The sequence below is a fragment of the Lactobacillus sp. genome, assembly GCF_051873315.1.
Taxonomy (GTDB): domain Bacteria; phylum Bacillota; class Bacilli; order Lactobacillales; family Lactobacillaceae; genus Lactobacillus.
In genome coordinates, this window is the sequence record NZ_JBJEES010000040.1 from 1 (window position 1) to 26,676 (window position 26,676).

26 protein-coding genes and 1 tRNA gene are annotated in these 26,676 nt (G+C 51.7%); 18 read left to right on the forward strand and 9 right to left on the reverse strand.

Annotated elements, in window-relative coordinates:
• A partial coding sequence (locus tag ACI32D_RS02095) for a thiamine pyrophosphate-binding protein (RefSeq protein ID WP_439775007.1) occupies positions 1-283 on the reverse strand: 283 nt, incomplete at its 3' end.
• A gap of 890 nt (positions 284-1,173) precedes the next feature.
• On the opposite strand from ACI32D_RS02095, the gene ACI32D_RS02100 reads away from it, so the two are divergent.
• Together ACI32D_RS02100 and ACI32D_RS02105 are read left to right on the forward strand one after the other, a co-directional pair.
• On the forward strand, positions 1,174-1,428 hold the full coding sequence (locus ACI32D_RS02100) for a hypothetical protein (RefSeq protein ID WP_439775008.1): 255 nt from the start codon (positions 1,174-1,176) through the stop codon (positions 1,426-1,428).
• Positions 1,415-1,660, forward strand: a complete 246-nt coding sequence (locus ACI32D_RS02105; RefSeq protein ID WP_373868171.1) for a hypothetical protein — start codon at positions 1,415-1,417, stop codon at positions 1,658-1,660. The genes ACI32D_RS02100 and ACI32D_RS02105 overlap by 14 nt, the downstream gene beginning before the upstream one ends.
• Before the next feature lie 90 nt (positions 1,661-1,750).
• Here ACI32D_RS02105 and mnmG read toward each other — a convergent pair whose 3' ends face one another.
• The 5 genes from mnmG to rpmH all read right to left on the reverse strand — a co-directional run bounded on the left by mnmG (position 1,751) and on the right by rpmH (position 6,590).
• A complete protein-coding gene (mnmG, locus tag ACI32D_RS02110; RefSeq protein ID WP_439775009.1) occupies positions 1,751-3,646 on the reverse strand; it encodes a tRNA uridine-5-carboxymethylaminomethyl(34) synthesis enzyme MnmG in 1,896 nt (631 codons plus the stop codon).
• Between the two features lie 26 nt (positions 3,647-3,672).
• On the reverse strand, positions 3,673-5,058 hold the full coding sequence (gene mnmE / locus ACI32D_RS02115) for a tRNA uridine-5-carboxymethylaminomethyl(34) synthesis GTPase MnmE (protein WP_439775010.1): 1,386 nt from the start codon (positions 5,056-5,058) through the stop codon (positions 3,673-3,675).
• Positions 5,059-5,166: 108 nt separating this feature from the next.
• Positions 5,167-6,036, reverse strand: coding sequence for a membrane protein insertase YidC (locus ACI32D_RS02120; protein WP_439775011.1), 870 nt, complete (start codon positions 6,034-6,036; stop codon positions 5,167-5,169).
• Entirely contained in the window at positions 6,036-6,401 is a 366-nt protein-coding gene (gene rnpA, locus ACI32D_RS02125) for a ribonuclease P protein component (protein WP_439775012.1), read from the reverse strand. The genes ACI32D_RS02120 and rnpA overlap by 1 nt, the downstream gene beginning before the upstream one ends.
• A 48-nt stretch (positions 6,402-6,449) precedes the next feature.
• On the reverse strand, positions 6,450-6,590 hold the full coding sequence (rpmH, locus tag ACI32D_RS02130; protein WP_008459582.1) for a 50S ribosomal protein L34: 141 nt from the start codon (positions 6,588-6,590) through the stop codon (positions 6,450-6,452).
• A 475-nt stretch (positions 6,591-7,065) separates the two neighbouring features.
• Between rpmH and dnaA the strand changes: the two genes are divergently transcribed.
• The 14 genes from dnaA (at position 7,066) to ACI32D_RS02200 (ending at position 22,723) form a co-directional block, all read left to right on the forward strand.
• Positions 7,066-8,430 (forward strand): chromosomal replication initiator protein DnaA, encoded by a 1,365-nt coding sequence (gene dnaA / locus ACI32D_RS02135; protein ID WP_439775013.1) that lies wholly within the window; start codon positions 7,066-7,068, stop codon positions 8,428-8,430.
• A 177-nt stretch (positions 8,431-8,607) separates the two neighbouring features.
• Entirely contained in the window at positions 8,608-9,735 is a 1,128-nt protein-coding gene (gene dnaN, locus ACI32D_RS02140) for a DNA polymerase III subunit beta (protein WP_439775014.1), read from the forward strand.
• A gap of 230 nt (positions 9,736-9,965) precedes the next feature.
• Positions 9,966-10,196, forward strand: a complete 231-nt coding sequence (gene yaaA / locus ACI32D_RS02145; protein WP_439775015.1) for a S4 domain-containing protein YaaA — start codon at positions 9,966-9,968, stop codon at positions 10,194-10,196.
• Positions 10,196-11,341, forward strand: coding sequence for a DNA replication/repair protein RecF (recF, locus tag ACI32D_RS02150; protein ID WP_439775016.1), 1,146 nt, complete (start codon positions 10,196-10,198; stop codon positions 11,339-11,341). The genes yaaA and recF overlap by 1 nt, the downstream gene beginning before the upstream one ends.
• Positions 11,325-13,286: a DNA topoisomerase (ATP-hydrolyzing) subunit B gene (gyrB, locus tag ACI32D_RS02155; protein ID WP_270448922.1), complete on the forward strand. Its 1,962-nt coding sequence runs from the start codon at positions 11,325-11,327 to the stop codon at positions 13,284-13,286. The genes recF and gyrB overlap by 17 nt, the downstream gene beginning before the upstream one ends.
• A gap of 12 nt (positions 13,287-13,298) precedes the next feature.
• Positions 13,299-15,776, forward strand: a complete 2,478-nt coding sequence (gene gyrA, locus ACI32D_RS02160; RefSeq protein WP_439775017.1) for a DNA gyrase subunit A — start codon at positions 13,299-13,301, stop codon at positions 15,774-15,776.
• Between the two features lie 212 nt (positions 15,777-15,988).
• Positions 15,989-16,282 (forward strand): 30S ribosomal protein S6, encoded by a 294-nt coding sequence (gene rpsF / locus ACI32D_RS02165; protein ID WP_412136694.1) that lies wholly within the window; start codon positions 15,989-15,991, stop codon positions 16,280-16,282.
• A gap of 40 nt (positions 16,283-16,322) precedes the next feature.
• Positions 16,323-16,913 carry a single-stranded DNA-binding protein gene (gene ssb, locus ACI32D_RS02170; RefSeq protein ID WP_439775018.1) on the forward strand — a complete coding sequence of 197 codons (591 nt, stop codon included), beginning with the start codon at positions 16,323-16,325 and terminating at the stop codon, positions 16,911-16,913.
• A 26-nt stretch (positions 16,914-16,939) separates the two neighbouring features.
• Positions 16,940-17,176, forward strand: coding sequence for a 30S ribosomal protein S18 (gene rpsR / locus ACI32D_RS02175; RefSeq protein ID WP_003612635.1), 237 nt, complete (start codon positions 16,940-16,942; stop codon positions 17,174-17,176).
• A gap of 140 nt (positions 17,177-17,316) precedes the next feature.
• Positions 17,317-19,338, forward strand: a complete 2,022-nt coding sequence (locus ACI32D_RS02180) for a DHH family phosphoesterase (protein WP_439775019.1) — start codon at positions 17,317-17,319, stop codon at positions 19,336-19,338.
• 22 nt (positions 19,339-19,360) lie between these two features.
• A complete protein-coding gene (gene rplI / locus ACI32D_RS02185) occupies positions 19,361-19,816 on the forward strand; it encodes a 50S ribosomal protein L9 (protein ID WP_439775020.1) in 456 nt (151 codons plus the stop codon).
• A gap of 23 nt (positions 19,817-19,839) precedes the next feature.
• Positions 19,840-21,210: a replicative DNA helicase gene (gene dnaB, locus ACI32D_RS02190; RefSeq protein WP_439775021.1), complete on the forward strand. Its 1,371-nt coding sequence runs from the start codon at positions 19,840-19,842 to the stop codon at positions 21,208-21,210.
• 265 nt (positions 21,211-21,475) lie between these two features.
• Entirely contained in the window at positions 21,476-22,261 is a 786-nt protein-coding gene (locus tag ACI32D_RS02195) for a PBECR4 domain-containing protein (RefSeq protein ID WP_439775022.1), read from the forward strand.
• A 102-nt stretch (positions 22,262-22,363) separates the two neighbouring features.
• Positions 22,364-22,723 carry a hypothetical protein gene (locus tag ACI32D_RS02200; RefSeq protein ID WP_439775023.1) on the forward strand — a complete coding sequence of 120 codons (360 nt, stop codon included), beginning with the start codon at positions 22,364-22,366 and terminating at the stop codon, positions 22,721-22,723.
• Positions 22,724-22,764: 41 nt separating this feature from the next.
• On the opposite strand, the gene ACI32D_RS02205 is transcribed toward ACI32D_RS02200, so the two are convergent.
• Positions 22,765-23,922, reverse strand: a complete 1,158-nt coding sequence (locus ACI32D_RS02205; protein ID WP_439775024.1) for a DUF2974 domain-containing protein — start codon at positions 23,920-23,922, stop codon at positions 22,765-22,767.
• A 145-nt stretch (positions 23,923-24,067) separates the two neighbouring features.
• Between ACI32D_RS02205 and ACI32D_RS02210 the strand changes: the two genes are divergently transcribed.
• Positions 24,068-24,292: a hypothetical protein gene (locus tag ACI32D_RS02210; protein WP_003616378.1), complete on the forward strand. Its 225-nt coding sequence runs from the start codon at positions 24,068-24,070 to the stop codon at positions 24,290-24,292.
• A gap of 90 nt (positions 24,293-24,382) precedes the next feature.
• Positions 24,383-24,455: transfer RNA gene (locus tag ACI32D_RS02215), tRNA-Thr, on the forward strand.
• Between the two features lie 22 nt (positions 24,456-24,477).
• On the opposite strand, the gene ACI32D_RS02220 is transcribed toward ACI32D_RS02215, so the two are convergent.
• Together ACI32D_RS02220 and ACI32D_RS02225 are read right to left on the reverse strand one after the other, a co-directional pair.
• On the reverse strand, positions 24,478-25,260 hold the full coding sequence (locus ACI32D_RS02220; RefSeq protein ID WP_439775025.1) for an autolysis-associated response regulator transcription factor: 783 nt from the start codon (positions 25,258-25,260) through the stop codon (positions 24,478-24,480).
• A gap of 4 nt (positions 25,261-25,264) precedes the next feature.
• Positions 25,265-26,569 (reverse strand): autolysis-associated sensor histidine kinase, encoded by a 1,305-nt coding sequence (locus ACI32D_RS02225; RefSeq protein WP_439775026.1) that lies wholly within the window; start codon positions 26,567-26,569, stop codon positions 25,265-25,267.
• Positions 26,570-26,676: the final 107 nt, after the last annotated feature.

A 26,676-nucleotide genomic window follows, 5' to 3' on the forward strand; every position in this document is an offset into this window, starting at 1 on the left:
TCTTGTCGTACTTAGCGTCGTACAAGCCGTTCATCAAGTGGATGGCACCAGGGCCGGCTGAACCCATGCAGACACCAAGCTTGCCAGTAAGCTTGTATTCTGCTGAGGCAGCCAAGGCACCGGCTTCTTCGTGACGAACTTCGATGAACTTGATCTTGTCTTGCATTTCGTAGATCGCGTTCATGGTTGAGTCAAAAGAACCACCTGGGAAACCGTAAAGGTGGTCAATGCCCCACTTGTACATAACATCTAAAACGGCGTTTGCGCCCTTAATTTTTGCCATAAGTGAATCTCCTTAAAAATTATTACTTACAGCCCTTTATTAAACCACATTTTTTCACTTTTGCAAGTGCTATCAAAACCTACTATAGCAAGGATTAGCCGCTTTTTAAGCTAGTTAATTCACAAACTTGCTTTTTCCGGATAAAAAGTTTGTGCTATCTTCCCTTTCTTTTTTGTGAAAAAGTAGCTAACTTACGGAGAATATTTTTAGGTAAAGTTTTTATTAATTTTTAAAAAAGTATAAAGGCAGTCGATTATTTCAAGTAAAAAAGCGGTCAAGCCCCTAGGGACTTGACCGCTTGACTACATGAACGTGATAAAATAATTCATTCCGCAAAAAGCAATAATAATGATCACTGCTCCGGCGATGCCGATGTTCCGCGCTGTCCGCCGGTAACCAGCTCTAGCAGCGATGGTCATGATTACGGCTGCAGCGACAATGAAGTTAACAATTATTGTAAAGAACTTAAACTTCCCACTTTTGCAAGTGGGAAGTTTAAGTAACAATGTATTTTTTAGAAGTAGGCGTCATGGAGGATAATCCTCCGTAGCTAATTAATAGATATACTACAGAGATCATACCAGAATTTAGCAACATTTTAAAAATATCAGTATGACGCTACACTAGTTTATAACCTGACTGCCCACTCCTGTATTCCAGTATTTATATAATGATATTGACACGTTCCTGCTCGCGTATTATTATACATATTATAAATAAGTTGTGTTATGAGGTAAAACTATGAAACTAAAAAATATCCTGATTTCTTGTCTAATTGCTCTCGTTCTTGCAACTGCTACTTCTGAAAGTATAACTAGTACTACAGAAATAGCCTTAGCTAAGAGTGAAAAAATTGAGCAGTACAGTTTTTCGAAAAAAGAGGAAAATGTATGCTAAATAAAATGGGTATGGGTGAACTTAAAAATCTAGCAAAAGTAATATTTAAACCTTTAACAGTTAAGTATTTAAAATCACACGCCTGGAAAAAGGCCTCTTCTATAATGGTACGCACAATAACTAAATATGCATCTAAGAAAGTAGCAAGCTTTGCCGTTAAGCGTCTTGCAAAACTTGCTATGCCTGGAATTGGTTGGGGATCTGTAGCTCTTTGGGGCGCCGAATGTGGTTGGGATGAATTTCATTAAAAAGTTAGTCAGTTGGCTTGGTGGATTAGTCTTGATCATTATATTTGGTCTAGTCTTAATCACCCTCTACAATGCCTATTACTGCTTCGGTCCCATGATTTTTGGTGAGCACCTCGCTAGTGCCAGCAGCCAATTCTGGTTTGCAGAGTTGCTGCTTGGCGGTGGCTACACCGTAGTCGTTTTGCTTATCGCTATCGGAACTAAGCTCACTAGAAAGAACAAAAACAATTGAGAATTACTCTCATTTTTTATCCACTCAAAAAAGCCATATGCATCCCCCCACAGCAAAAAAAGGCGAACCCCACCGGGTTCGCCTTTTAACTTACTTCTGAACCTTGGCGTATTTTCCGTTTTGTACGTAGACGCTCAAGATGGCCAAATCGGCCGGGTTGACCCCGGAGATTCTTTCCGCCTGGGCCAGGGTTTCCGGCCGGATCTTGGCGAACTTCTCCCGGGCTTCAGTCGCCAGACCCTCGATCTGGTCATAGTCGATGTCCTTCGGGATCTTCTTGGCTTCCTGCCGGCGCAGGCGGGCCACTTGAATCTCCTGCTTCTTGATGTAGCCGGCATACTTGATGTCGATTTCCACCTGTTCCTTGACATAGCGGTCCCCGGCCAGTTTCTGCCCGGTCAAGCGCTCAACGTCTTCAACCGTCACCTTTGGCCGTCTGAGGAAGACGTCTGCCTTGACCCCGCCATTTAAGCCAGTTTCGCCTAAACCAGCCAGGTATTCGTTGACGGCAATGGTCGGGTGGACGGTGATCTCGCCCAGCCGGTCCAGGTCTTCCTGGATCAGTTCCTTCTTGGCCAAAAATTCAGCATAGCGGTCATCGTCAATCAAGCCCAGGTCATGCCCCTTTTCCGTCAAGCGGAGGTCAGCATTGTCGTGGCGGAGGAGCAGGCGGTATTCAGCCCGGCTGGTCAAAAGCCGGTAAGGTTCTTCCGTCCCCTTGGTTACCAGGTCATCGATCAAAACCCCGATGTAGGCTTCATCGCGCCCCAGGGTAAAGGCTGGCTTGCCTTCCGCGCTCAAGGCCGCGTTAATCCCGGCAATCAAGCCCTGGCCAGCGGCTTCTTCATAGCCGGAAGTCCCGTTCATCTGCCCGGCCGTATACAGGTGCTTGATCCGCTTGGTTTCTAAAGTGTGGGTCAACTGCCATGGGTCGACCACGTCGTATTCAATGGCGTAGCCCGGCCGCATCATTTCAACCTTTTCCAGGCCGGCGACCGTGTGCAGCATTTCCAGCTGGATTTCTTCCGGCATGGAGGTTGAAAAGTCCCCGACATAGATTTCTTCCGTCTTCCGCCCTTCCGGTTCCAGGAAGATCTGGTGCCGGTCCTTGTCAGCGAAACGGACGACCTTGGTTTCAATTGACGGGCAGTAGCGCGGCCCTACCCCGACGATGTCACCGGAGAACATCGGTGACCGGTCCAGGTTTTCATTGATGATTTCATGGGTCTTCGGGTTGGTGTAGGTCATCCAGCAGGAAGTCTGGTCAGTCAGGTAGTCTTCATCCTTGCTGGTAAAGGAGAAGTGGCGGGGTTCCTTGTCACCCGGCTCTTCTTCGGTCTTGGAGTAGTCGATGGTGTGCTTGTTGACCCGCGGCGGCGTCCCGGTCTTAAAGCGGCGCAGCTTGAAGCCCAGTCTCTCCAGGCTTTCTGACAGCTTGATGGCTGGAATCGTGTTGTTGGGGCCGGATGAGTAGTTCAGTTCCCCGATAAAAATCCGCCCTCTGGCCGCGGTCCCTGTCGTCAAGACCACGCTCTTGGCCCGGTAGCGGGCCCCGGTGTTGGTCACCACGCCCCGGCATTCCCCGTCTTCAACGATCAAGTCGTCAACGACCGCCTGGCGCAGGGTCAAATTAGGGGTGTTTTCGATGGTCCGCTTCATCTCTTCGTGGTAGTCCCACTTGTCAGCTTGGGCTCTTAATGCCCGGACAGCCGGCCCCTTGCCCGTGTTCAGCATCCGCATCTGGATGTAGGTCTTGTCGATGTTTTTGCCCATCTCCCCGCCTAAAGCGTCGATTTCTCTGACCACGGTCCCCTTGGCCGGGCCGCCGACTGACGGGTTGCAGGGCATAAAGGCCACCATGTCCAGGCCGATGGTCAAAAGCAGGGTCTTCTCCCCCATCCGGGCACTGGCCAGGGCTGCTTCGCAGCCCGCGTGGCCGGCGCCGACCACGATTACGTCATATTCGTTTGAAACATAAGTCTTCATCTTTTTCGTCTTCCTTGCCTTCCTCGCTATTTCCCTAAGCAGAACTGACTGAAGAGGTCATTGATCAATTCATCTGGCGCGCTATCTCCGGTGATTTCGCCCAGGCTTTCCCAGGCTCCGGTAAAGTCGATCTGGACCAGGTCGACCGGCATCCCGTCTTCAATCCCGCTGGCCACGTCGGCCAATTGCTGCTTGGCCTTGGCCAAAAGGCCCGCCTGCCGCTGGTTGGTCACCAGAACCTGGTCGTTGGAGTTTTCGATCCCCTTGAAGAACAGCTTCTTGATCAAGGCTTCCAATTCGTCCAGGTTTTCCTTCATCATGATCGAGGTGCTGATCACTTCACTGCCGCTTTCTTCAGCGATCTCAGACGCGGCCAGCTTCTGACCCAGGTCCGTTTTATTCAGCACGATGATCCGCTTTTTGCCATTTGTCAGATCCAAAAGCTGCCGGTCTTCTTCCGTTAATTCCTGGCTGCCGTCCAGCAAAAGCAGGATCAGGTCCGCCTGGGCAATGGCCTTCTTCGACCGCTCAACCCCGATTTTTTCCACCTGGTCCTCGGTATGGTGAATCCCGGCCGTGTCGATCAACTCCAGCGGCACCCCCTTGACGGACACGAACTCTTCCAGGGTGTCCCGGGTGGTTCCGGCCACATCCGTCACGATCGCCTTGTCGCTTTGGGTCAAGTAGTTCAAAAGAGAGGACTTGCCCACGTTAGGCCGGCCGACAATCGCCGTCTTCAAGCCGTTTCTGAGAATCTGCCCCTCCTGGGCCGTTTCCAAGAGGCGATCAATCTTGCCGCTAACATCTTCCGCGCAAGCCAGCATCTTTTGCGCCGTCACTTCTTCTTCATCGTATTCCGGGTAGTCGATATTGACCTCGACATTGGCCAAAACGTCCAGGATTTCCTGGCGCAGGGCCCGGATTTCCGTCAAGAGGCCGCCGGAGAGCTGCTTGACCGCCACCTGCCGGGCCTTGTCAGTCTTGGCCCGGATGATGTCCATCACGCTTTCAGCCTGGGTCAGGTCGATCCGGCCATTGACGAAGGCCCGCTTGGTAAATTCGCCCGGGTCAGCCATTCTGGCCCCATTGGCCAAGAGCAGCTGCAGGATGTCGTTAGTGACCACGATCCCCCCGTGGCAGTTGATTTCCACGATGTCTTCCTTGGTAAAAGTCTTCGGCGCCAGCATGACGGAGGCCATGACCTCGTCAATCACCTGCCCAGTCGCCGGATCCACGATGTGGCCGTAGTTGATCGTGTGGCTGGGAACTTTTTCCAAGTCCTTGCCCTTAAACAAGCGGTTGACAATGGCGACCGCATCTTCCCCGGAGACGCGGACGATGGAGATCCCGCCTTCTCCCAGCGGCGTTGAGATCGCCGCGATCGTATCAAATTCAGTTAAACGTTGAACCATCTCGTTACCTCGTTTTTTTCCAATAAAAAAAGCGCAATTTCCACCATGAAAAATGATGGATAAAGCACTTTCACTACTTTATCTAAAAAACTTTAGATGAATATTCAATTATTTCCGCTTGATCCGCTTGTAAGCCCGCCGCATCTTGCGCTGGCGCTCGCGTTCAGCTTCTTCCTTGGCTTCCTGTTCCCTGCGGTACTTGAATGGGTTCTGCAGGACCAGGGTCTGGCCAACCTGGAAGAGGTTGGAGATCACCCAGTAAAGGGAGATCGCGGACTGGAAGACGATGGCCCAGATCCCGACCATGATCGCCATGGCATAGCTCATGACCTTGGTCATCGTGGTCTGGGAAGACTTAGGCACCGACAGAGTCGCGATATATGAGGACAGGAAGGTAAATACCGCTGCCAAAACCGGCAGGATGTAGTATGGGTCTGGCTTGCCCAGGTCCATCCACAAGAATTTACCGTTCTGCAGCTCTGGCGTCCGCCAGATGGCCTGGTACAGGGCCCACATAACCGGCAGTTGGATGACCATCGGCAGGCAGCCGGCGTAAGGATTGACGCCCGCTTCCTTGTAAAGCTTCTGCGTTTCTTCATTCAGCTTGTTCCGGGTCTCCAGGTCCTTGCTGGAGTACTTCTCTTGCAGGGCCTTCAGTTCCGGCTGGATCTCCTGCATCTTTCTGGTGCTGTTGATCTGCACCGCGTTCAAAGGCAGGAGGATCACCCGGATGATAACCGTAAAGATGATGATGGCCCAGCCGTAGCTGCCCCCGCAGACTTTGGCAATCCAAAGCACGAACTGGGAGAGGTAGTAAACTACCCAGGCATCCCACCAGTTGCTGGAATTATGGGAGATCGGCGTTGGCTTCTGGGTGGTCTGCGAAGCGCAGCCGCTCAGAACAAGGGCAAAAACCGTCACCAGTGCCAGAGCGGCCAGAAGGCGCTTGGTACTCTTCTTCGATAAAATGTCCTTCACTATTTTTCCTCTTTATTTGGCTCTTCTTCAATGACGTGGGCCAGGTTCAGCGCGTGAAGCAGGTTTTCCCGCGTCTTTTCCCAATCAAAATCGCGAGCGTAGGGTCTGGCAATCACCAAGAAGTCCAGGTCCGGCTTAATCCGATCCCGGTTCTCGGTCAGCACCGCCCTGATGTAGCGCTTGAGACGGTTGCGCACGACGGCCGTGTGACCGACCTTCTTGCCGACAGAGATGCCGACGCGAAAATGCTTATTCTGCTTTCTAGGCAGGACATAGATCACAAAAGCCCGGTTGGCAACTGATTCGCCATTTTCAAAGACGGTCTGAAAATCCTGTTCAGATTTAACTCGATATGACTTTCTCAAAGCTCTTTACACTCTTGCAAATTAAAAAAACCACTGGGATTCAGTGGCTTAAGCAGATAATACTTTTCTACCCTTTGCACGGCGTCTAGCCAATACCTTACGGCCGTTGCTTGTAGCCATACGCTTCATGAAGCCGTGAACGCGTGAACGGTGACGCTTCTTAGGTTGGTAAGTTCTCTTAGTTGACATATATTTGCACCTCCATTTTTTAGTGCTACGTGCACAATTTCTTATCTAGAATAGCACGGAAATCAAAAAAAACCAAGCTTTTTCTTGCAAACTTGCCCGATTTTTTCCTTAGACTGCCTGAAGCTAATCCCCCGCCTGTGGACAGAAAGCAGACCGCGAAAAAATTTTTTCCCGGCAATCAACAGGCTTTTTTGCAGACTTATCCACAGTCCACACCCTGTCAAAAACTTTTTCAACACCCTGTGGATATGTCTGGTCAAAAGTGGGCTCTCCTTTTGCCACTCTAAGAAAAGTTGTCCACAGGACTTATCCACTTTTGGCCGATTTTGATAAAATTATCAGCAGAGTTCACAGTCATCTTTTTATTTCTTGTCCACAGCCTGTGGATTCTGGATTTCTTTCTTCCACCTGTGGAAAACCTGGTCAGTAAATGCTAAAATAATTTTGCTAAAAAATTTTTTGGAGGGAATGTTTTTTGTTCGATTTAGAAAAATTCTGGGATAGCTTCAACGCTGAAATGCGGTCCGAATTTAACGAAGTATCCTATAATGCCTGGTTCAAAAACACCAAGCCCGTCTCCTTCAACAAGGACACCCATGAATTGGTAATCTCCGTCCAAACCCCCGTGGCAAAGGGGTATTGGGAGCAAAACATCTCCGCTAACCTGATCCAGTCGGCTTATGCCTACGCGGGAATCGACATCTACCCGGTTTTCGTCGTTAAGAACGGCCCGGCAGCCAGCAGCGAAAGAATGCTGGAGCCCCAGCCGCAGGCCAAGCCCGAGAAAGCCCGGCCGCAGGGCCGGGAATTCACCAAGGACCTGCGCTTAAACGAGAAGTACACCTTCGAAAACTTCATTCAAGGCGAGGGCAACAAACTGGCTGCCGGGGCCGCTTTGGCGGTTGCCGACAACCCGGGGACCTTCTACAACCCCTTGTTCATCTTCGGGGGCGTGGGCCTTGGTAAAACCCACTTGATGCAGGCGATCGGCCACCAGATGCTGGCGGAAAGACCAGATGCCAAGGTTGTCTACATTCAAAGTGAGACTTTTGTCAACGACTTCATCAATTCCATCAAGAACAAGACCCAGGACAAGTTCCGGGAGAAATACCGGACTGCTGACCTGCTCTTGGTCGACGACATCCAGTTCTTCGCCAAGAAGGAAGGGATTCAGGAAGAATTCTTCCATACTTTTGAGACTCTCTATAATGATCAAAAGCAGATCGTCATGACCAGTGACCGGCTGCCAACGGAAATTCCCGACCTGTCCGAGCGGCTGGTCTCGCGTTTTGCCTGGGGACTGCAGGTTGAAATCACCCCGCCAGACCTGGAAACCCGGATCGCCATCCTGCGCAAGAAGGCTGAATCCGAAGGCCTGGAGATCGATGAAAGCACCCTGGACTACGTGGCCAGTCAGGTCGATACTAATATCCGGGAGCTGGAAGGGGCCCTGGTCAAAGTCCAGGCCCAGGCCACCATTCAAAAGCAGGACATCAACATTGGCTTAGCCCGGTCGGCTTTAGCTGACCTCAAGCTGGTCCAGAAGAGCAGGGGACTGCAGATTTCCAAGATCCAGGAAGTCGTGGCCAACTACTTCCAGACCTCAGTGCCGGACCTTAAAGGAAAGAAGCGGGTAAGGCAGATCGTCATCCCACGCCAGATTGCCATGTACCTGTCCCGCGAGCTCACCGACGCCAGCCTGCCGAAAATCGGCCAGGAATTCGGGGGTAAGGACCACACGACCGTGATGCATGCCTGCGACAAAATCGCCCGGCAGATCAAAACGGACACTGAAATCAAGTCCGCTGTTTCCGACCTGCGGCAGATGCTGGAAAGATAGGTCCGTTGATAACTTGTGGACAAGTCCTTGATTTATCCACAAGTTTTCAACTGGCAAAAGTCCGAATTACCGGGCTTCCGGTTAGTTATCAACAGAATTCACAGGACCTACTACTACAACTATCTATATAATAAATAATTAAATAAAGAGAGCAGCAAACTAACCAAGGAGGATCAGATGAAATTTACTGTACAGCGCAATCTTTTTATCAATGACTTGAATTCCGTTTTAAAGGCAGTTTCCTCAAGAGCCCAGATTCCAATTTTGAGTGGGATCAAGCTGGACTTGACCGAAACTGAATTGATCATGACAGGCAGCAATGCCGATATTTCCATTGAATTGAACCAGCCGGTTTCTGATGACCTGCGGGTTGAATCAACCGGCTCTATTGTCGTGACCGCCCACCTGTTCAGCGAAATTGTCCGCAAGTTGCCGGGCAGGGAATTTACTTTCGAAGTCAAGGAAGGCAACCAGATCCAGATCACCTCTGACAAGGCTGACTACACCATCAACGGCCTGGATGCCAGCGCCTACCCGCGCCTGCCGGAAATTGCCGGAACTTCCTTCAGTCTGCCGTCCAAGACCCTGCGGGAATTGATCACCCAGACTGTTTTCGCCGTATCTACCGAAGAAAGCCGGCCAACTCTGACCGGGGTCAACTTCAGCTTCAAGAACGGGCAGATCAAGGCCGTGGCTACTGACTCCCACCGCCTGTCCCAAAGAATCGTCGACGTTGAAGCCGGCCCAAGCGAAGACCTGTCCCTGATCATCCCGGGCAAGAACCTGCAGGAACTGGCTCAGATCATCGGCGACGCTGACCAGGACATCAAGGTTTACCTGGGCGACAGCCAGATCCGCTTTGAATTTGAAAACCTGTCCTTCTACACCCGCCTTTTGGAAGGAGCCTACCCGGACGTTGACCGACTTTTGCCAACTGAATCAACGACCAGCGTCCAGTTCAGAGTTTCTGACTTGATGCAGACTTTGAGCCGGGCCAGCCTCTTGACGCACGCCAACCGGACCAACGCTGTCCAAATGACGCTGAACGTGGCCGACCAAACCGTCCTGGTTTCCGGTAATTCACCAGAAGTAGGGAAGATTGAAGAAGAAGTCGGCTTCAGCAGCCTAACTGGCCGGGACTTGACCATTTCCTTCAACCCGGACTACATGGCCGCTGCCCTGCGGGCCTCAGTAACTGACTCGGTCATCATCAACTTCACGGAAAGCCTGCGGCCATTCACGGTCGTGCCAAATGACCAGTCAATCGAATTCGTCCAGCTGATCACTCCAATCCGAACTTTCTAAAACAGACTGCCAATAATTTACAAAAGCCACTCTCCGGAGTGGCTTTTTTTCGACCATTTTTTCATACAAGCGTTTTTTACGGCTTTTAGCCCAGAATACTTGCTTTATGTACCACGATACTAAATAGGCAAATGAGCGCTCAGAGGCCCTAAAAATGGCCTTCTTGATTGAGTTTCCTTGGAAAAAAGACTATAATTTATAAGTGGAATACTAGTTTTAGTTTTACATTGTTGAAGGTGAAGACTATCGAAACTTTTGCGATTAATGGTGAATTCATCACCCTCGGTCAATTTTTGAAAGATGAGTGTATCGTTTCCTCGGGCGGGCAGGCCAAGTGGTACCTCAAGGACAATCCAGCCCAAGTCAACGGGGAAGAAGACGACCGCCGGGGCAGGAAGCTCTATCCTGGTGACCGCTTGACCATTGCCGGCAAGGAATACGAGCTGGTTCAGGGGCTTTAATGTACCTGGGCCGGTTTAAGCAGAGCGGTTTCCGCAACCTGGCTCCCCTTGACCTGGAATTTGACCCGCACGTGAACGTTTTTCTGGGTGAAAATGCCCAGGGCAAGACCAACCTGCTGGAAGCAATCTACTTTCTGGCCCTCAGCCGGTCCCATCGGACCAGCAATGACCGGGAGATGATTGCCTTCGGCCAGGACTTTGCCAGCCTGGCTGGCCGGGTCCACAAGCGCCAGCTGGACCTTGACCTGCGCATCGTCATCAGCAAGAAGGGCAAGAGCGCCTGGGTCAACCGGGTCGAGCAGGCCCGGCTTTCCAAGTATGTGGGCCACCTTAACGCCATCCTCTTTTCTCCGGAAGACCTGGAACTGGTGAAGGGGGCCCCTTCTTTGCGCCGGCGCTTCATGGACCTGGAATTCGGCCAGATCAACCCGGAATATCTCTATTTCGCCAGCCAGTATCGGCAGCTGCTCCAGCAGAGAAACAACTATCTCAAGCAGCTGGCTCGCCGGCAGGCCAGTGACCAGGTTCTGCTCGGGGTTTTGACCGAGCAGGTGGCCACCGCGGCCAGTGAACTGATCTGGCGGCGCTACCGCTATTTGGCCGACCTCAACCGTTACGCGGCCGAGGCCTACCGGGCCATCAGCGGGCAAAGAGAAGAGCTGCGGGTCCTTTACCGGCCCTCAGCCAAGGAAATTACGGATGAAGACCAGCCGGCCCAGATCAAGCAGAAGCTGCTGGACCGCTTTGACCAGATCGCTGACGATGAGCTCAGACGGGCCACGACCCAGCTGGGCCCCCACCGCGACGACCTGGAATTTCAGCTGGACGGCAAGAATGCCCACCTGTTTGCCTCTCAGGGCCAGCAGCGGACCATTGCCCTCAGCCTGAAACTGGCGGAAATCCAGCTGATCAAGCAGCTGACGGGAGAAGAGCCGATCCTGCTTTTGGACGACGTGATGAGCGAACTGGACCAGAACCGCCAGGCGGCCCTGCTCAATTTCATCCATGGTCAAACCCAGACTTTTATTACGACAACCGATCTGGATGGTATTTCCCAGGAAATAGTCAAACAGCCGCGAATTTTTTACATCCATTCCGGCCAAATTATAGAAAAAGAGGAAGGATTAAATGGCAGACGAAGATAACAAATTGAAGAAGGCCAAGCAGTTTGAAAAAGAAGCTGACAAGTACAATGCCAGCCAGATTCAAGTCCTTGGCGGCCTGGAAGCCGTACGCAAGCGTCCGGGGATGTACATTGGCTCAACCAGCTCCCAAGGCTTGCACCACCTGGTCTGGGAAATCATCGACAACGGGATCGACGAAGCCCTGGCGGGCTTTGCGACCAAGATCGAAGTCACCGTCAACGAAGACAACAGCGTGACTGTTCAAGACGACGGGCGGGGGATCCCGGTCGACATCGAAAAGAAGACCGGCCGGCCAGCCGTTGAAACCGTTTATACGGTTCTGCACGCCGGTGGTAAGTTCGGCGGTGGCGGATACAAGGTTTCCGGTGGTCTGCACGGGGTCGGGGCTTCAGTTGTCAACGCCCTGTCCACCAAGCTGAACGTGACGGTTATGCGGGACGGCAAGAAGTACCACATTGCCTTTGACCACGGCCGGGTCGTTGAAGAGCTGAAGGAAGTCGGGACCGTGCCTTTGACTGAACACGGGACCATCGTCCACTTCTGGCCGGACCCGAACATCTTCACGGAAACCACGGTTTTTGACGACAAGATCTTGAAGAACCGGATCCGGGAACTGGCCTTCTTGAACAAGGGGCTGAAGCTGACCTTCACTGACAAGCGCAAGGATACGGCGGAAACCGACGTCTACCACTTCGAAGGCGGGATCAAGGAATACGTCTCCTTCCTCAACCGGGGCCAGGAGGTGCTTTTTGACGAGCCAATCTACGTGGAAGGCAAGTACGAGGGCATCGACGTTGAAGTCTCCCTGCAGTACACGACCGGCTACAAGACGACTTTGATGACTTTTGCCAACAACATCCACACCTATGAAGGCGGGATGCACGAGGCGGGCTTCAAGACAGCCTTGACCCGGGTGGTCAACGACTACGCCCACAAGGCCAAGATCTTGAAGGAAAACGACGACAACCTGTCTGGGGAGGACATCCGGGAAGGGATGACGGCCGTGATTTCCGTCAAGCACCCGAACCCGCAGTTTGAAGGGCAGACCAAGACCAAGCTGGGCAACTCCGACGCCAGAACTGCCGTTGACCGGGCCTTCTCTGAAACCTTCTCCACTTTCTTGATGGAAAACCCGCAGGTAGCCCGCAAGATCGTGGAAAAGGGGCAATTGGCCGAAAGAGCCAGAGTTGCCGCCAAGCGCGCCCGGGAAGTTACCCGGAAGAAGTCCGGCCTGGAAATCGCCAACCTGCCAGGCAAATTGGCCGACAACACTTCAAATGACCCGAACATCTCCGAACTCTTCATCGTCGAAGGGGACTCCGCCGGCGGCAGCGCCAAGCAAGGGCGGAGCCGGCTGACCCAGGCCATTCTGCCAATCCGGGGGAAGATCCTGAACGTGGAAAAGGCCTCAATGGACCGGATCCTGGCCAACCAGGAAATCCGGACCTTGTTTACGGCCCTGGGGACTGGCTTTGGGGCAGACTTTGACGTCTCCAAGGCCCGCTACCACAAGCTGATCATCATGACTGACGCCGATGTCGACGGGGCCCACATCCGGACCCTGCTCTTGACTCTCTTCTACCGCTACATGCGGCCGATGATCGACAAGGGCTACGTTTACATCGCCCGTCCGCCTCTGTACCAAGTGCGCCAGGGCAAGCTGATCAAGTACCTGGACACTGACGAAGAACTCCACGACTACCTTGGGTCATTGCAGCCAAGCCCGAAGCCAATCGTGCAGCGCTACAAGGGGCTGGGGGAAATGGACGCTGAACAATTGTGGGAGACGACCATGGACCCAGAAAACCGCCGCCTGGACCGGGTAGACCCGGAATACGCCAAGGACGCGGATGAAGTCTTTGAAATGCTGATGGGCAACGAAGTTGGCCCGCGGCGGAAGTTCATCGAAGACAATGCCCAATATGTTGAAAACTTGGATGCTTAATGGGAGGTAGGAATGGATAACGAAAATCAAGGACAAGACCGGCGGATCAGAAATGTCGATCTGACGCAAACGATGCGGAGCTCCTTCTTGGACTACGCCATGTCCGTCATCGTGGCGCGTGCTTTGCCAGACGTCCGCGACGGCTTGAAGCCGGTCCAGCGGCGGATCCTGTACGGGATGAACGAGCTGGGCGTGACTCCAGACAAGCCTTACAAGAAGAGTGCCAGAATCGTCGGGGACGTCATGGGTAAGTACCACCCGCACGGCGACTCCTCCATTTACCTGGCCATGGCTCACATGGCCCAGGACTTTGCCTACCGCTACATGCTGGTAGACGGGCACGGCAACTTCGGTTCCGTTGACGGTGACCGGCCGGCTGCCATGCGTTACACTGAAGCCAGAATGAGCAAGATTGCCGTGGAAATGCTCCGCGACATCAACAAGAACACGGTTGACTGGCAGAGAAACTACGACGACACGGAAAACGAACCGACCGTCCTGCCAGCCAGAATTCCTAACCTTCTGGTCAACGGTTCCAGCGGTATCGCGGTCGGGATGACCACCAACATTCCGCCGCACAACCTGTCTGAAGTCATTTCCGGCATTCACATGCTGATGAAGAACCCGGACGTGACGACCAAGGAACTGATGAAGGCCATCCCAGGGCCGGACTTCCCAACCGGTGGGATCTTGATGGGCCGGGGCGGGGTCCTGCACGCTTATGAAACTGGCAAGGGCAATATCGTCGTCCGGGCCAAGACCGAAATCGAAACGGAAAAGAGCGGGCGGGAAAGAATCATCGTCAGCGAGATTCCTTACCTGGTCAACAAGGCTGAATTGGTTCAGAAGATTGCTGAATTGGCCCGCGACAAGGTTATCGACGGCATTACCGGGGTCCGAGATGAATCCGACCAGAGCGGGATGCGGATCACGATTGACGTGCGCCGGGATGCCAGCGCCAGCGTGGTTTTGAACAACCTCTTCAAGGAAACCCAGATGCAGTCCAACTTCGCCATGAACATGGTGGCGATCGTGGACGGGGCACCGAAGTTCCTGACCTTGAAGCAGATGCTGCAGTACTACCTGGCCCACCAGGAAGACGTAATCACCCGCCGGACCAAGTTCGACTTGGAAAAGGCTGAAGCCAGAGCCCACATCCTGGAAGGTTTGCGGGTAGCGCTGGATCATATCGACGAAATCGTCAGCCTGATCCGGAACTCTGAATCAAGCGACATCGCCAAGGCGGGCTTGATCAGCCGCTTTGACCTGGACGACCGCCAGGCCCAGGCCATCCTGGACATGCGTCTGGTCCGCCTGACCGGTTTGGAAAGAGACAAGGTCGAAGGCGAATACCAGGAGCTTTTGGTCAAGATTGCTGACTACAAGGACATTCTGGCCAAGCCGGAAAGAATCGACCAGATCATCTACGACGAGCTGCTGGATATCCAGAAGCGCTTTGGCGACAAGCGCCGGACCCAGATCACGGCCAGCGAAGTGGTCACGATCGAAGACGAAGACTTGATCGAAGAACAAGACGTCCTTTTGACCTTGACCCACCAGGGCTATGTCAAGCGGATGCTGATCGACGACTTCAAGACCCAGAACCGCGGCGGCAAGGGGATCAAGGGGATGGGCGTCCAAAAGGGCGACTTCATCGAGCACCTGCTCTACTCAAGCACCCACGACTACCTCTTCTTCTACACCAACAAGGGCAAGGTCTACATGAAGAAGGCCTACGAAATCCCGGAATACGGCAGAAGCGCCAAGGGCCTGCCAATCGTCAACCTCCTGCAGCTGGAGAAGGGAGAGCACATCCAGACCGTGGTCAGCGTGCCGCAAGGGCATGAAGACGACTACGCCTTCTTCATCACCAAGCTTGGGACGGTCAAGCGGACCAAGATCAAGGAATTTGAAAACATCCGGACCAACGGTCTGATTGCCTTGACCTTGAAGGACGGCGACGAACTGTCCAACGTTCTGACCACTGACGGTCAGCAGAACATTTTGATTGCCACCCACCAGGGCTACGCCGTGACCTTCAATGAAGACGACGTCCGGGCCATGGGCAGAAGCGCGGCCGGCGTCCGGGGGATCAACCTCCGCGAAGGCGACTACGTGGTTGGCTCCGGGATCTTAAAGCCGGAAGATGAAGTTCTGACCATCTCTGAAAAGGGCTACGGCAAGCGGACCGCGGCCAGCGAATACCCGGTCAAGGGCCGGGGCGGCAAGGGGATCCAGACCGCCAAGATCGGCGAAAAGAACGGTCCTCTGGCTGGCGTGGCCGTGGTTGACGGGCAAAGCGACATCATGCTGATCACCACTGACGGGATCATGATCCGCTTCAAGACCAGCGATGTCTCCCAGACTGGCCGGTCAACTATGGGCGTTCGCCTGATCAAGGTAGCTGACGGCAATGCCGTGGCAAGCATGGCAGTCGTACCGGCTGAAGACGAAGACGAAGCTGAAAGCGAGCCGGAAACGGAAGCCTAAGAAGCAAAAACAAAAAAGTAAGATAAAATAAAAAATTACCAGCATTTTTGGCGTAATAGTTAGTGGGAAGAAAATCCCGGATCACGTGTAAAAAATGTTTGGTAATTTTTTTATTTTGTGCTAAAATTAGGCATTGCGAGTAATTAGATCAATTACTCCTTGTTCTTGATTTTAGCAAGAACCATTTAGTCCAAAAGGAGGTGCAATAGTCTATGACAACCAAGTACGAAATTACTTACATCATCAAGCCAGACGTTGACGATGAAGCAAAGAAGGCCATTATTGACAAGTACACTAAGGTGATCGCTGACAATGGTGGTGAAATGGTTGAAGCTAAGGACTGGGGCAAGCGTCGTTTCGCATACGAAATCGAAAAGTATCGTGAAGGTAGTTACTACATCATGACCTTCACTGCTGACGACGCTGCTGCTGTCAACGAATTTGCCCGTTTGAGCAAGATCGACGACTCAGTTCTGCGTTCAATGACTGTCAAGTTAGACAAGTAATTGTAGTTTTCCGTAATACAGGAATAGGAAGGAAATAAGTATGATCAATAATGTTGTACTTGTTGGCCGTTTAACACGTGATCCTGAATTACGTACTACTGGGAGCGGCATCTCGGTTGCTACGTTCACTTTAGCCGTTGACCGGCAGTTTACCAATGCATCAGGCCAGAGAGAAGCGGACTTCATCAGCTGCGTGATTTGGCGCAAGGCTGCGGAGAATTTCTGCAACTTCACCAGCAAGGGCAGTTTGGTGGGCATCCAGGGCCGGATCCAGACCAGAAACTATGATAACAAGGACGGCCAAAGAGTTTACGTGACAGAAGTCCTCGTGGACAACTTCTCACTGCTCGAATCACGCCGCGAGCGTGAAAGCCGTCAGCAAAACGGCGGGTTTGGCGGCTACGGCCAAGGTCAAAGCCAAAACTCCGGCTTCAACTCCGGATTTGGCGGCGGCAGCGGCTATGCTGGCAATAACGCCTTCGGCAACCCAGCCCAATCAAACGGGGCTGCTAATGCCGGATTCAATGAAGATAACAAGAAAGACGGCTTTGCCGGCGGAGATACGAATGCCAACCCGTTCGACAGCTCTGACGGTGCAATCAACGTCTCAAATGACGATCTTCCATTTTAAAATTACACAAGAAAGGATCTGAAGACATGCCTCAACAAAGAAGAGGTGGTCGTCGTCGCCGCAAGGTTGACTTTATCGCAGCCAACCACATCGACTACGTAGACTACAAGGATGTTGATCTGTTGAAACGTTTTATCTCAGAAAGAGGTAAAATCTTGCCACGTCGTGTCACTGGTACTAGCGCTAAGAACCAACGCAAGGTTGCCAACGCTATCAAGAGAGCCCGGATTATGGGCCTTCTGCCATTCGTAGCTGAAGACTAAGCAGCAGGATCAATAAGCAAATAAAGAGACCGAAAGGAGCTGGACTCCTCCCGGTCTCTTTTTCTTTTCTGTTTTGTGGCGGCCGGCAATAGGTTATAATGGAGATAGTTTAGTCTGCTTTAAAGATGTGGAAGAATTTTATGAAAAACTTTTTACGCAAACTTGAATTGCCAGAATTCGTCCGGGATTCCAGATTGATCATTGCCTTCTCAAGCGTCGCCTTCTTGACGGTGCTGAGCACGGTTGTGGCTTTCTTCATCAACCGGATCTTCGGGGTGGCGCTGTTGCTGGTCCTGATCGTGGATGTCTTTTGGGTCGTTTTCGGCGTTTACATTCTCGCGAAAAATACCAACAATTACGCGGCCAACCTCTCCTACCGGATCAAGCGGGGGGAGCAGGAGGCCATGATCAAGATGCCGCTGGGGATCCTCCTTTACGACGAATCCCGGCACATCCAATGGGTCAACCCCTACCTGCAGCTCTATCTGGGCGACAAGGACGCCATCGGCAAGACGATTACGGCAGTCGACCGGAAGCTGGGCAAGCTGGTTGAAGAAGCCCTTGAGGCCCAGACTTCTGAAAGCAAGGTGGTCAAGTGGGGGGACCACCAATTTGAAATGGTCGTCCAAGACAGCATCGGGGTCATTTATCTGCTCGACATTACCCGCTATGCTGACTTGGCTGACAAGTACCGGGCTGAGCGCCTGGCTATCGGCCAGATTTTTGTCGACAACTACGACGAGCTCAGCGAGCGGATGCACGACCAGGAACTGGCCAGAACCAGCACCTACCTGCAGACGACCTTGAACGACTATGCCAAGAAGTTCAAGGCCTACCTGAAGCGGATCGATGAGGACCACTTTTTGCTTCTGGCCCACTTGCAGGACCTGGAAGCCATGGAAGAAGACAAGTTCTCAGTTTTGGACAAGATCCGCCTGGAAACCAGCCGGAACAACACTCCTTTGACCTTGTCGGTCGGGATTGCCTACGGGGGCGAGTCACTGAGAAAGATCGCCAACCAGGCCCAGGCCAACTTGGACCTGGCCTTAGGCCGGGGCGGGGATCAGGTAGTTCTTAGGGAACTGGGCCAGGTGGCCCGCTTCTACGGGGGCAAGTCCAACCCAATGGAAAAGCGCACCCGGGTCCGGGCCAGAATGGTTTCCCAGGCCTTGGGCGAGCTCTTCAAGGATGTTGACCAGGTCTTCGTCCAAGGGCACCAGCGGCCTGATATGGACTCTGTCGGCAGCGGGATCGGGGTCGTCAAGATCGCCCGTCTGCACGGGGTCAAGGCCTACTTTTTGCTGGACACGGCCCACTGCAACTATGACGTTGACCGCCTGGTCAAGAAGATGCAGGCGGCTGACCCCCAGCTGGACCTGTTTGTCAGCCCGGATGAGGCCAACGCGGTCGTGACGGACAACTCCCTTTTGGTCATGGTGGACCACTCCAAGTACTCCATCACTTATGACCAGAAGCTCTATGACCGCTTGAAGAACCGGATCGTGGTAATCGACCACCACCGGCGGGGGGAAGAATTCCCGGAGAACCCGATGCTGACCTACGTGGAGCCATATGCTTCCTCAGCCAGCGAACTGGTGACGGAAATGGTCGAATACCAGCAGCCAGCTGAGGACAACCGGGTCTTGACCAACCTGGAAGCCACGGCCATGCTGGCCGGGATCACGGTCGACTCCAAGGAATTCTCCCTCAGAACGGGGACCAGAACCTTTGACGCGGCCAGCTACCTGCGGTCGATCGGGGCGGACTCCTCGGTGGTCAGCGAGCTTTTGAAGGAAGACATTTCCAGCTTCCTGGTCAAGAGCCACTTGGTGGCCAGCCTGCAGATGCTGCGGCCGAAGATGGCGGTCATGCAGGGGCCGGAGGACAAGGTGATCGACCCGATCCTGACCGCCCAGGCAGCCGACACGGCCCTGGATTTGGAAGGGGTGTCGGCATCTTTTGCCATCACAAGAAGAAGCAGCGACAAGGTCGGAATTTCGGCCCGGTCGATGGGTCATATCAACGTCCAGGTGATCATGGAGAAGCTGGGCGGGGGTGGCCACTTGTCCAACGCGGCGACCCAGATCAAGGACGTGACGGTGGAAGAGGCCTGTCAGCGCTTGCTGGCGGCCATTGACGAATATCTGGAAGAAAACAGTTAAAGAAGAAAAGGAGCTATGAAAGATGAAAGTTATTTTTATGCAAGACGTTAAGGGCAGAGGCAAGCGGGGCCAGGTCAAGGACGTGCCAGACGGCTACGCCCAAAACTACCTGATCAAGCGGGGGCTGGCCAAGGAAGCCAACAAGGGCAACCTGAACACCCTGAAGCGGGTGGAAGCCAACGAAAAGGCTGAATACGAAGCGCAAAAGGCAGCTGCCCAAGAGATCAAGAAGCAGCTGGAAGCTGACGAAACTATGGTTGAACTGAAGTCCAAGGCCGGCAGCGACTCCCGCCTCTTCGGTTCAATCTCCAGCAAGAAGATCATCGAAGGCCTGGACAAGCAGTTCGGCATCAAGCTGGACAAGCACAAGCTGGAACTGCGGGAACCAATCAAGGTTCTGGGCTACACTAATGTGCCAGTCAAGCTCTTCAAGGGTGTTGAATCAAAGGTCCGGGTCCACGTTACCCAAGAAAATTAAGAAGCTGAAAGAAGCCGTGATTGATGGATAATCTTGTCACGCAGCAGATCCCGCATGATTCTGCTGCTGAAAAAGCCGTTTTAGGGGCGATTTTCATTGATCCCGAAGTCATCAACGAAGTTAGCTCGGTCTTAGAGCCGACTGATTTTTATGAACATGCCAACCGCCTGGTCTACAGCGCCCTTTTGGCCCTCTATGACGAGAGCAGGTCAATCGACCTGGTTACCCTGCAAGAGGAGCTCAAGCGGCGGGGACAATTGGAAGAACTGGGCGACATGGCCTACGTGTCAGAGCTTTTGCTGGCAACGCCAACTGCCTTTCACGCCAAGGACTATGCCCGCATCGTTCACCAGAAGGCCCAGCTGCGCAACCTGATCAACGCCAGCCAGAAGATCATCTCCAGTGCCATTCAAGGGTCTGACAGCGTGGATGAGATCCTCAGCAACGCTGAAAATGAGATCATGAACGTCTCCAATGAAAAGGGGAGCGGGGGTTTTCACCAGATTGAGGACCTGGTTGCCGGGGCCTTGGAGCAGATTTCAAATAATGCTCAGAACCAGGACGCGGTTACGGGTCTACGGACGGGTTTTGCCTACCTGGACGAGATGACGACGGGGCTGCATGATGACGAATTGATCATTTTGGCGGCCCGGCCGGGTGTCGGGAAGACCTCTTTTGCCATGAACATCGCCAAGAATGTGGGCGTTACTGAGAAAAAGCCGGTAGCGGTCTTCTCCCTGGAAATGTCTGGTGAGCAGCTGGTGCAGCGGATGCTGGCCTCAACGGGCCTGATCGACTCCCAGCACCTCAGAACGGGGATCCTGGACCAAAAGGAGTGGAAACAGCTGGAAATGGCGGGGAATGTCTTGCGGCATGCTCCGATTTATATCGATGACACGCCGGGGATCAAGATCAGCGAAATCCGGGCCGAGTGCCTGGCCCTGCAAAAGGAGCGGGGCGACCTGGGCTTGGTCGTGATCGACTACCTGCAGCTGATTGAAGGGCCAAAGACTGAGTCCCGCCAGCAGGAAGTTTCCGCGATCTCCCGCCAGCTCAAGAAGATGGCCAAGGAATTGCACGTGCCGGTAATTTCCCTGTCGCAGTTGTCGCGGTCAGTTGAGCAGCGGCAGGACAAGCGGCCAATTTTGTCAGACTTGCGGGAATCCGGGTCAATCGAACAGGACGCCGACATCGTTGGCTTCCTCTACCGGGACGACTATTACCGGGATGAGGATGACGACGGTGAGGAACCGAAGGACGATCCGGAAAACGTTGAAGTTGAAGTTATTATTGAAAAGAACCGGTCAGGCCGGCGGGGATCAGCCAAGCTGATGTTCTCCAAGCCTTACAACCGCTTCTCCAACCTGGACCCAGGCCATGAGGCCCAGGGGTAGGGGGAAAAGAAAAAGAAGTGCGCAAAAAACGCACTTCTTTTTTAAACTTGCAAAAATAAAAAGAAAACCCTCCGTGTTGAAGGGGGAGGAAATTCATGCCGCCTTAGCATGACCAGGTTTTACCTGCTGAGTGGTTAAATTCGCCATTTTGACATCGGCATAGCGTCGGGTATCGGGCGGCCCATCCTGCTTAGATAGCAGTTAATTAGAAGTCAGATTTGCCTCATTTGTTAACCTACATTTATTTTAGCACAGAGGATTTAAGATGGAAAACTTTAAGTTTAATAGCTATTATGGTGACATCAGAGATTTAGATATTCCTCGAAACTATCATCTTCCTAACAAGAAAGAAATAGATTTATTGAATAGATATTCTAAATCTATTCAAAAGGCAGTAAAATTCTATGATGCTATTTCTGGAAAGAATATGAGGGTAAACTATGCTTTTAAAGACGATAGAGGCATTTCAATTCTTCCAGTTCGCTTTAAAAAAGAGAATTTTGAGCATTTACTTGGACTAAAATATTTGAATATTTCAGCTAGTCAAGTTTTTAAGCGATTCAAAAAGGGTTATACGCCAAGGCGACCACTATGTCTCGAAAACTATGGTTATACATTTGAAAAGTTGGCAGTATTGGATAAGCTAGAGAAAATTACAGATGCAGATACCTTGATTATTACTGACTTGAGCAAAGTTGGACAAGCAAAGACGATCAACTTCAATCGAGCACTGAGGACAGAGGACCGGGATCTCATGCTCGCATTGAAGGATTTTCAAGTTAATCTGTACTCACCTAGAAGTCTGCTGAGCCTTGCTTCTGAACGGGCTAAAGAAAAGTACAGTCATGTTAGGGAAAAAGATTGTGTTATGGTATATAACTCTGAAAAGACCGATAGAGGGGTACGCACTAATGTTATTTCTACAAACCATAATGTGGAAATAGATTTGTCTAAAACAACTGAGTTGATGGTTGCAATCGCCCAACAAGCCGAAAAGGAATTTCAAGAAGAAAACCGGAATAGTTTAGCTAGACGTCGGAAGGGAATCTAGCGAAGACCGGATAGATGAAAGCAGAGGAGTCCTATTTGCGTTGCTTTTAAGTACTTTTGTTTGATAAAATAGAGCAAATTTTCATATAAGGAGGAGCATGCAATGTATAACGGCATGATCACGGAGGAAAATCACGCGGCTATAACCAAGATGTTGGTTGAGGCCATGCAAGAAATGGCTTTGTCGCGGAATGACAGTATTGAAAGCCCCGTTTCTCTAAGCTTGTTTTTACTGGAAATGGGGGTCAATGATCCTACGGTAGAGGATAAGCTAGTGAAGAAGACGGTTGATATGGTCTTTTCAGCCGAAGATGCGATGAAGCTGACAACCCAGGACTTTCAAAAGGAATTTGCCAGAATCTCGCCGCTAATCGCGGATGAAGGATCAGTCAAGTATATTGTACGTTGGATCGGCATGTACTTTGTTCCAAAGGTCTATCCAGTATCTTTCAATTTGCTTTAGCCAGCAAAAAAGCGCGAATCGTTGCTGATTCGCGCTTTTTGTTATTCTTGCTTGATGTCGTAGGCCTCAAAGAAGATTGGCCCTTTCTTTGAGTCATTGAAATTAGGCCGGTCCTTGTAGGGATCCTCGCTTTTGTTGAAGGGCAGGGTAAGGCTCTGCCGGGTCGTTTCAATAATGTTGTTAAAAATCTGCCGGAAGATAGTCCGCATTTCCGGATCCATGGCAAAGTATGCCCGGCCAAAACGGTAGGTGCCGGTAAAACCGCTGATCTGCTTGATCTTGGTGATGTCCAGGCTGCCAAAAGCTTCAAAAAGAGCGGACCACATCTGCCCTCTTTTTTCCGCGGGAATCTGGTGGTTGAAGGCGATCAGGGAGTGGCGGATCACCCGGGCTGTAGCTGTAAGGCCTTCTTGCGCCAAAACATAGCTGTCCCGGCCAACGCTCCAGGTTCTTGGGTCGTGCTGGTTGAGTGCTGGCTGGGTGCACTTGACGACCAAGACGCGCTCAGTATGGTCCAGCATGCAGCCGACGATGGAGCTTTCCGGGATGTAGGTCTTCATCTTTTTGATATTGTCTTGGAAGCCGCTGGTCCCGTAAATCTGGTGCCGGTAGCCAGGCCCGTCAAAACTGTAGGACTTGATGACCCGGGCTTGAATCTGCGGGTCAGCAAAGGCCAAAGCGTAGTGGGCGTAGTTGCCCCCCTTGGAGTGGCCGGTGATATAGATCCGGTCATTTGGGTAGGCCTGGCCGATCTGGTTGAGATATTTAGCGGCCAGCTTTTGTCCGGTAATTTCCGGTGTATAATTCATGACCATGTCCTCGCTCCAGCCGATCATGGACTGGTCGGTGCCCCGGTAGGCGACCAGGATGGTCCGGTCGTCCAAGCGGAAGGCGCCAGCGTTGAACTGGATGGGTTCGGGCTCAATCTCCATCTTGTTGACCCAGTCCAGGACGGTCAAGTCAGCCAGGCGGGGGGACTTGGGCAAGAGCAGGAGTTCAGTTTTGTCCAGGCCCTGCCAGTCATGGCCCTCTCGCTGGTAGACGGACTGGCAGACCTCGCCTAGGCTGTGGCCAACCGTGCTGCCGTCAAAGGGAAGGTAGGCCAGGGATGCCATTAGGGAAGCATCCAGGCTGTTGAAAGGGCAAGCTTGAAAAGGCAGATCGCCTCGCCAGCGCAGATAGTCTAATGTTGATGCCATCGCAAAAACCTCCTTAGCTAACATTGTACATTATTGCGCAAAAAGCGGGGCAGGGAAGGCTTTTATTGATTTGATGTAATTCTTTATTTACAAAAAACTTTAAAGGTGTATGATTACGGCATAGAATGAAAAGGAGATGAGACGAATGAAAGTTGTAACAGTTAAGTCAATCTGGCTGACCTTGCTCACGGTCTTGAGCTTTGTCCTGCCATTTTGGGGCTGGCTGCCACTGGTGTACTTGTACAGCCAACGGCAGGATCCGGCCATGCAGGGGATGGAAAAGACACTTAAGCTCGCGGCCGGCGTGCAAGTGGCGTACTTGGTGATTTTGGCGGTAATCTTCTACTTCTTTGCCCCGATTCACGGTTAAAAACAGATAATTTCAATTTTTTTGGTAAAAGCTCTTGTCAAGGACACGTTTTTATGGTTTAATTAATAACTGTGTTAAGGCACAAGAGTCGCTGACTTAGCTCAGTTGGCAGAGCACTTCACTAGTAATGAAGGGGTCGGAGGTTCGAATCCTCTAGTCAGCATATATAAAGAAAATGACCTTGTTTAAGCAAGGTCATTTTTTGTTGCATTCAGTTTCAACATGACAGACCGCCGGCGACGGACGGCAACGGAATGGGCAATGCCTTGATCAAAATAGGCGATGCCCTTTTTTTCATCGTAATTTTGCACTGCATCCAGGTTTATCAAGCTTTGCCGGTCAGCTGGAACCAAGCTTGGATACCTTTTTTCATAATCCTTGAGGGTGCCCAGGCAATCGAAGACCTTATTTTTTGCATAAACCCGCAAGGTCTTGTACTTCTTCGGCTGAATACTGATGTAATAGAGGTCAGCAAGTGGAATTTTTTCAACGAAATTGCGGATTTTGCTGTAGGTAAAATAGCTTGTCTGCTTTGCCGAAGTCATGGTCAGTCGGTAGCGCTTATACGCGGTATCAACTGTTTCATAGATTCTGTGCTGGATTTGCGCGGGAGCCGCGTCTTTGGTGATATAGTCCAATGGCTCAACGTGCCGCTCAATGGTTAGCCGCAAGGCCGTCGCGTCGGCAGTAACAAAGACGATTTGGCTTAAAATACCGATATTTTTGATCCGGCTGGCGACTTCAATGCCGTCCAGACTGGTCTTCAGGTCAATATCCAAAAAGGCCAGGTAGTTCAGGTCTTGATGCTCCGCGATATAAGCCAATACGCTGTGAGGATCACCGGTACTCAAGACGACACGGGCATCATAAGCAGCAGGCGTCGGGTTGATCTGGATTCTGTTTTCAATCATTTGCTGAATGATTTCACGTTCAGCGGTATTGTCTTCCAAAACGATGATGGCTAGCATTTTTCTATCCCTTCTGAATAACTAGTTCAAATGAAATTTCGCTGGGGCTTTGCTCAATTTCCAAGGACAAATAAGGGTCACTGTTGACTATTTCGTTGACATTATCAAGTCCCAGGCCATCATGGTCCTGCTTGCTCGTTACCCTTGGCTTCAGAACTTGGGCAAGATTAACTGGCTGGGAAATCGTATTTTGCACGATCAAGGAGTAATTGTTGCCCGAGTATTTGGTCAGCAGAACGCTGATCTGCCCGTCTGCCTGTGACTGGCAGGCTTCAATCGCGTTGTCCAAAAAAATGCCAACGCAGCGGATGATGTTCACGATATTCACGGGCAAAGAGGCAATTGGCTTGTTGATTTCAACCCTGGTCTTGATGCCTTGGTCTTGGGCCTGCTGCAGCTTGTCGATGATCAAGTATTTCAGTTCCTTGATCTGCAGATTGGCTAGTTCCAAAGTCATTGAGTTGGCCGCTTCTTGCAGGCGGTTGCTGCCTGCGACCAGTTCTTCAAGGTACTTGCTGGCCCCGGCGACATCGTCGGTCAGCAGGTAGCCGTTTAAGGCCAGGAGGCTGTTTTTGTAATCATGCCGCGCCTTGCGCAGGGAGATATTCGCCTCTTCCAAGCGGGAGGAATATTCCTGGATCTGCTGGATTTCTGCTTTTTGAACCCGCGTGGCCATAATTTCCTGGTTCTCTTGAATCGCCTGGTAGAGATTGAAAAAGAGGACCGTGATCAGCAAAAGCACGATAGTCATCAAGCCCAGTTCCACCAAGGGGGCGATATTGAATACCTCAAGCATGACCCAAATCGCGTAGGTGACCAGCAGGAAGGACCAAATGATCCAAACCAGCAAGTTTAAAAACTTGGGATTGCCTTTGACGTCAGCAGCAGTTTTTTCCAGATTTAGGGCGAAGTGCTTTTTCAAAAAGTAAAAGAGCAGGCAGATCAAGATTTCCGGAAGGAAGCAAACTAAATTAATGGCCACGTGATCAAGCAGGTGGTGAGTAAAAAAGTAGAAGAGCAGTTGGACGATCCAGCCGAAGAGCTCACCCAGGATGGGGTAAAGGATCAAGACCAAATAGTAGAAGAAGAGTCTGCTCAGGATTTTGCCCTGCCCGCGCGCGAAAAGCTGAGAGATTAATTGAACGGCAATGATTGCCGCCAGGACATATTGGTAGCCAAAGAGCACCGGGAGTAGCAGGAGAGGATAAAGGAGCAGGTCAGACCTTTTTAGGCGGGCAAGGGTAAAGGCCAGAAGGACCGAGAAAAGGTAAGGGTTAAAAGCTAGATTGTTGAACAAGCTGTTGATCATTTTTTTATTTCCTTGAAAATACACGTGTTACAGAACGGTTGTTATTTATCTTAAAGCAGCGTCTGGCAAAGTTCAATGCTGGCAACGCTCAAGGCTAAAAATTCGAC

Coding starts and splice junctions, on each gene's coding strand:
- gyrA (WP_439775017.1), top strand. CDS start 13,299: ATGGATAACGAAAATCAAGGACAAGACCGGCGGATCAGAAATGTCGAT.
- ACI32D_RS02225 (WP_439775026.1), bottom strand. CDS start 26,569: ATGATCAACAGCTTGTTCAACAATCTAGCTTTTAACCCTTACCTTTTC.
- recF (WP_439775016.1), top strand. CDS start 10,196: ATGTACCTGGGCCGGTTTAAGCAGAGCGGTTTCCGCAACCTGGCTCCC.
- ssb (WP_439775018.1), top strand. CDS start 16,323: ATGATCAATAATGTTGTACTTGTTGGCCGTTTAACACGTGATCCTGAA.
- ACI32D_RS02195 (WP_439775022.1), top strand. CDS start 21,476: ATGGAAAACTTTAAGTTTAATAGCTATTATGGTGACATCAGAGATTTA.
- rpmH (WP_008459582.1), bottom strand. CDS start 6,590: ATGTCAACTAAGAGAACTTACCAACCTAAGAAGCGTCACCGTTCACGC.
- rplI (WP_439775020.1), top strand. CDS start 19,361: ATGAAAGTTATTTTTATGCAAGACGTTAAGGGCAGAGGCAAGCGGGGC.
- ACI32D_RS02105 (WP_373868171.1), top strand. CDS start 1,415: ATGAATTTCATTAAAAAGTTAGTCAGTTGGCTTGGTGGATTAGTCTTG.
- ACI32D_RS02220 (WP_439775025.1), bottom strand. CDS start 25,260: ATGCTAGCCATCATCGTTTTGGAAGACAATACCGCTGAACGTGAAATC.
- ACI32D_RS02205 (WP_439775024.1), bottom strand. CDS start 23,922: ATGGCATCAACATTAGACTATCTGCGCTGGCGAGGCGATCTGCCTTTT.
- ACI32D_RS02180 (WP_439775019.1), top strand. CDS start 17,317: ATGAAAAACTTTTTACGCAAACTTGAATTGCCAGAATTCGTCCGGGAT.
- mnmG (WP_439775009.1), bottom strand. CDS start 3,646: ATGAAGACTTATGTTTCAAACGAATATGACGTAATCGTGGTCGGCGCC.
- dnaN (WP_439775014.1), top strand. CDS start 8,608: ATGAAATTTACTGTACAGCGCAATCTTTTTATCAATGACTTGAATTCC.
- ACI32D_RS02100 (WP_439775008.1), top strand. CDS start 1,174: ATGCTAAATAAAATGGGTATGGGTGAACTTAAAAATCTAGCAAAAGTA.
- mnmE (WP_439775010.1), bottom strand. CDS start 5,058: ATGGTTCAACGTTTAACTGAATTTGATACGATCGCGGCGATCTCAACG.
- gyrB (WP_270448922.1), top strand. CDS start 11,325: ATGGCAGACGAAGATAACAAATTGAAGAAGGCCAAGCAGTTTGAAAAA.
- dnaB (WP_439775021.1), top strand. CDS start 19,840: ATGGATAATCTTGTCACGCAGCAGATCCCGCATGATTCTGCTGCTGAA.
- rpsR (WP_003612635.1), top strand. CDS start 16,940: ATGCCTCAACAAAGAAGAGGTGGTCGTCGTCGCCGCAAGGTTGACTTT.
- ACI32D_RS02210 (WP_003616378.1), top strand. CDS start 24,068: ATGAAAGTTGTAACAGTTAAGTCAATCTGGCTGACCTTGCTCACGGTC.
- rpsF (WP_412136694.1), top strand. CDS start 15,989: ATGACAACCAAGTACGAAATTACTTACATCATCAAGCCAGACGTTGAC.
- ACI32D_RS02200 (WP_439775023.1), top strand. CDS start 22,364: ATGTATAACGGCATGATCACGGAGGAAAATCACGCGGCTATAACCAAG.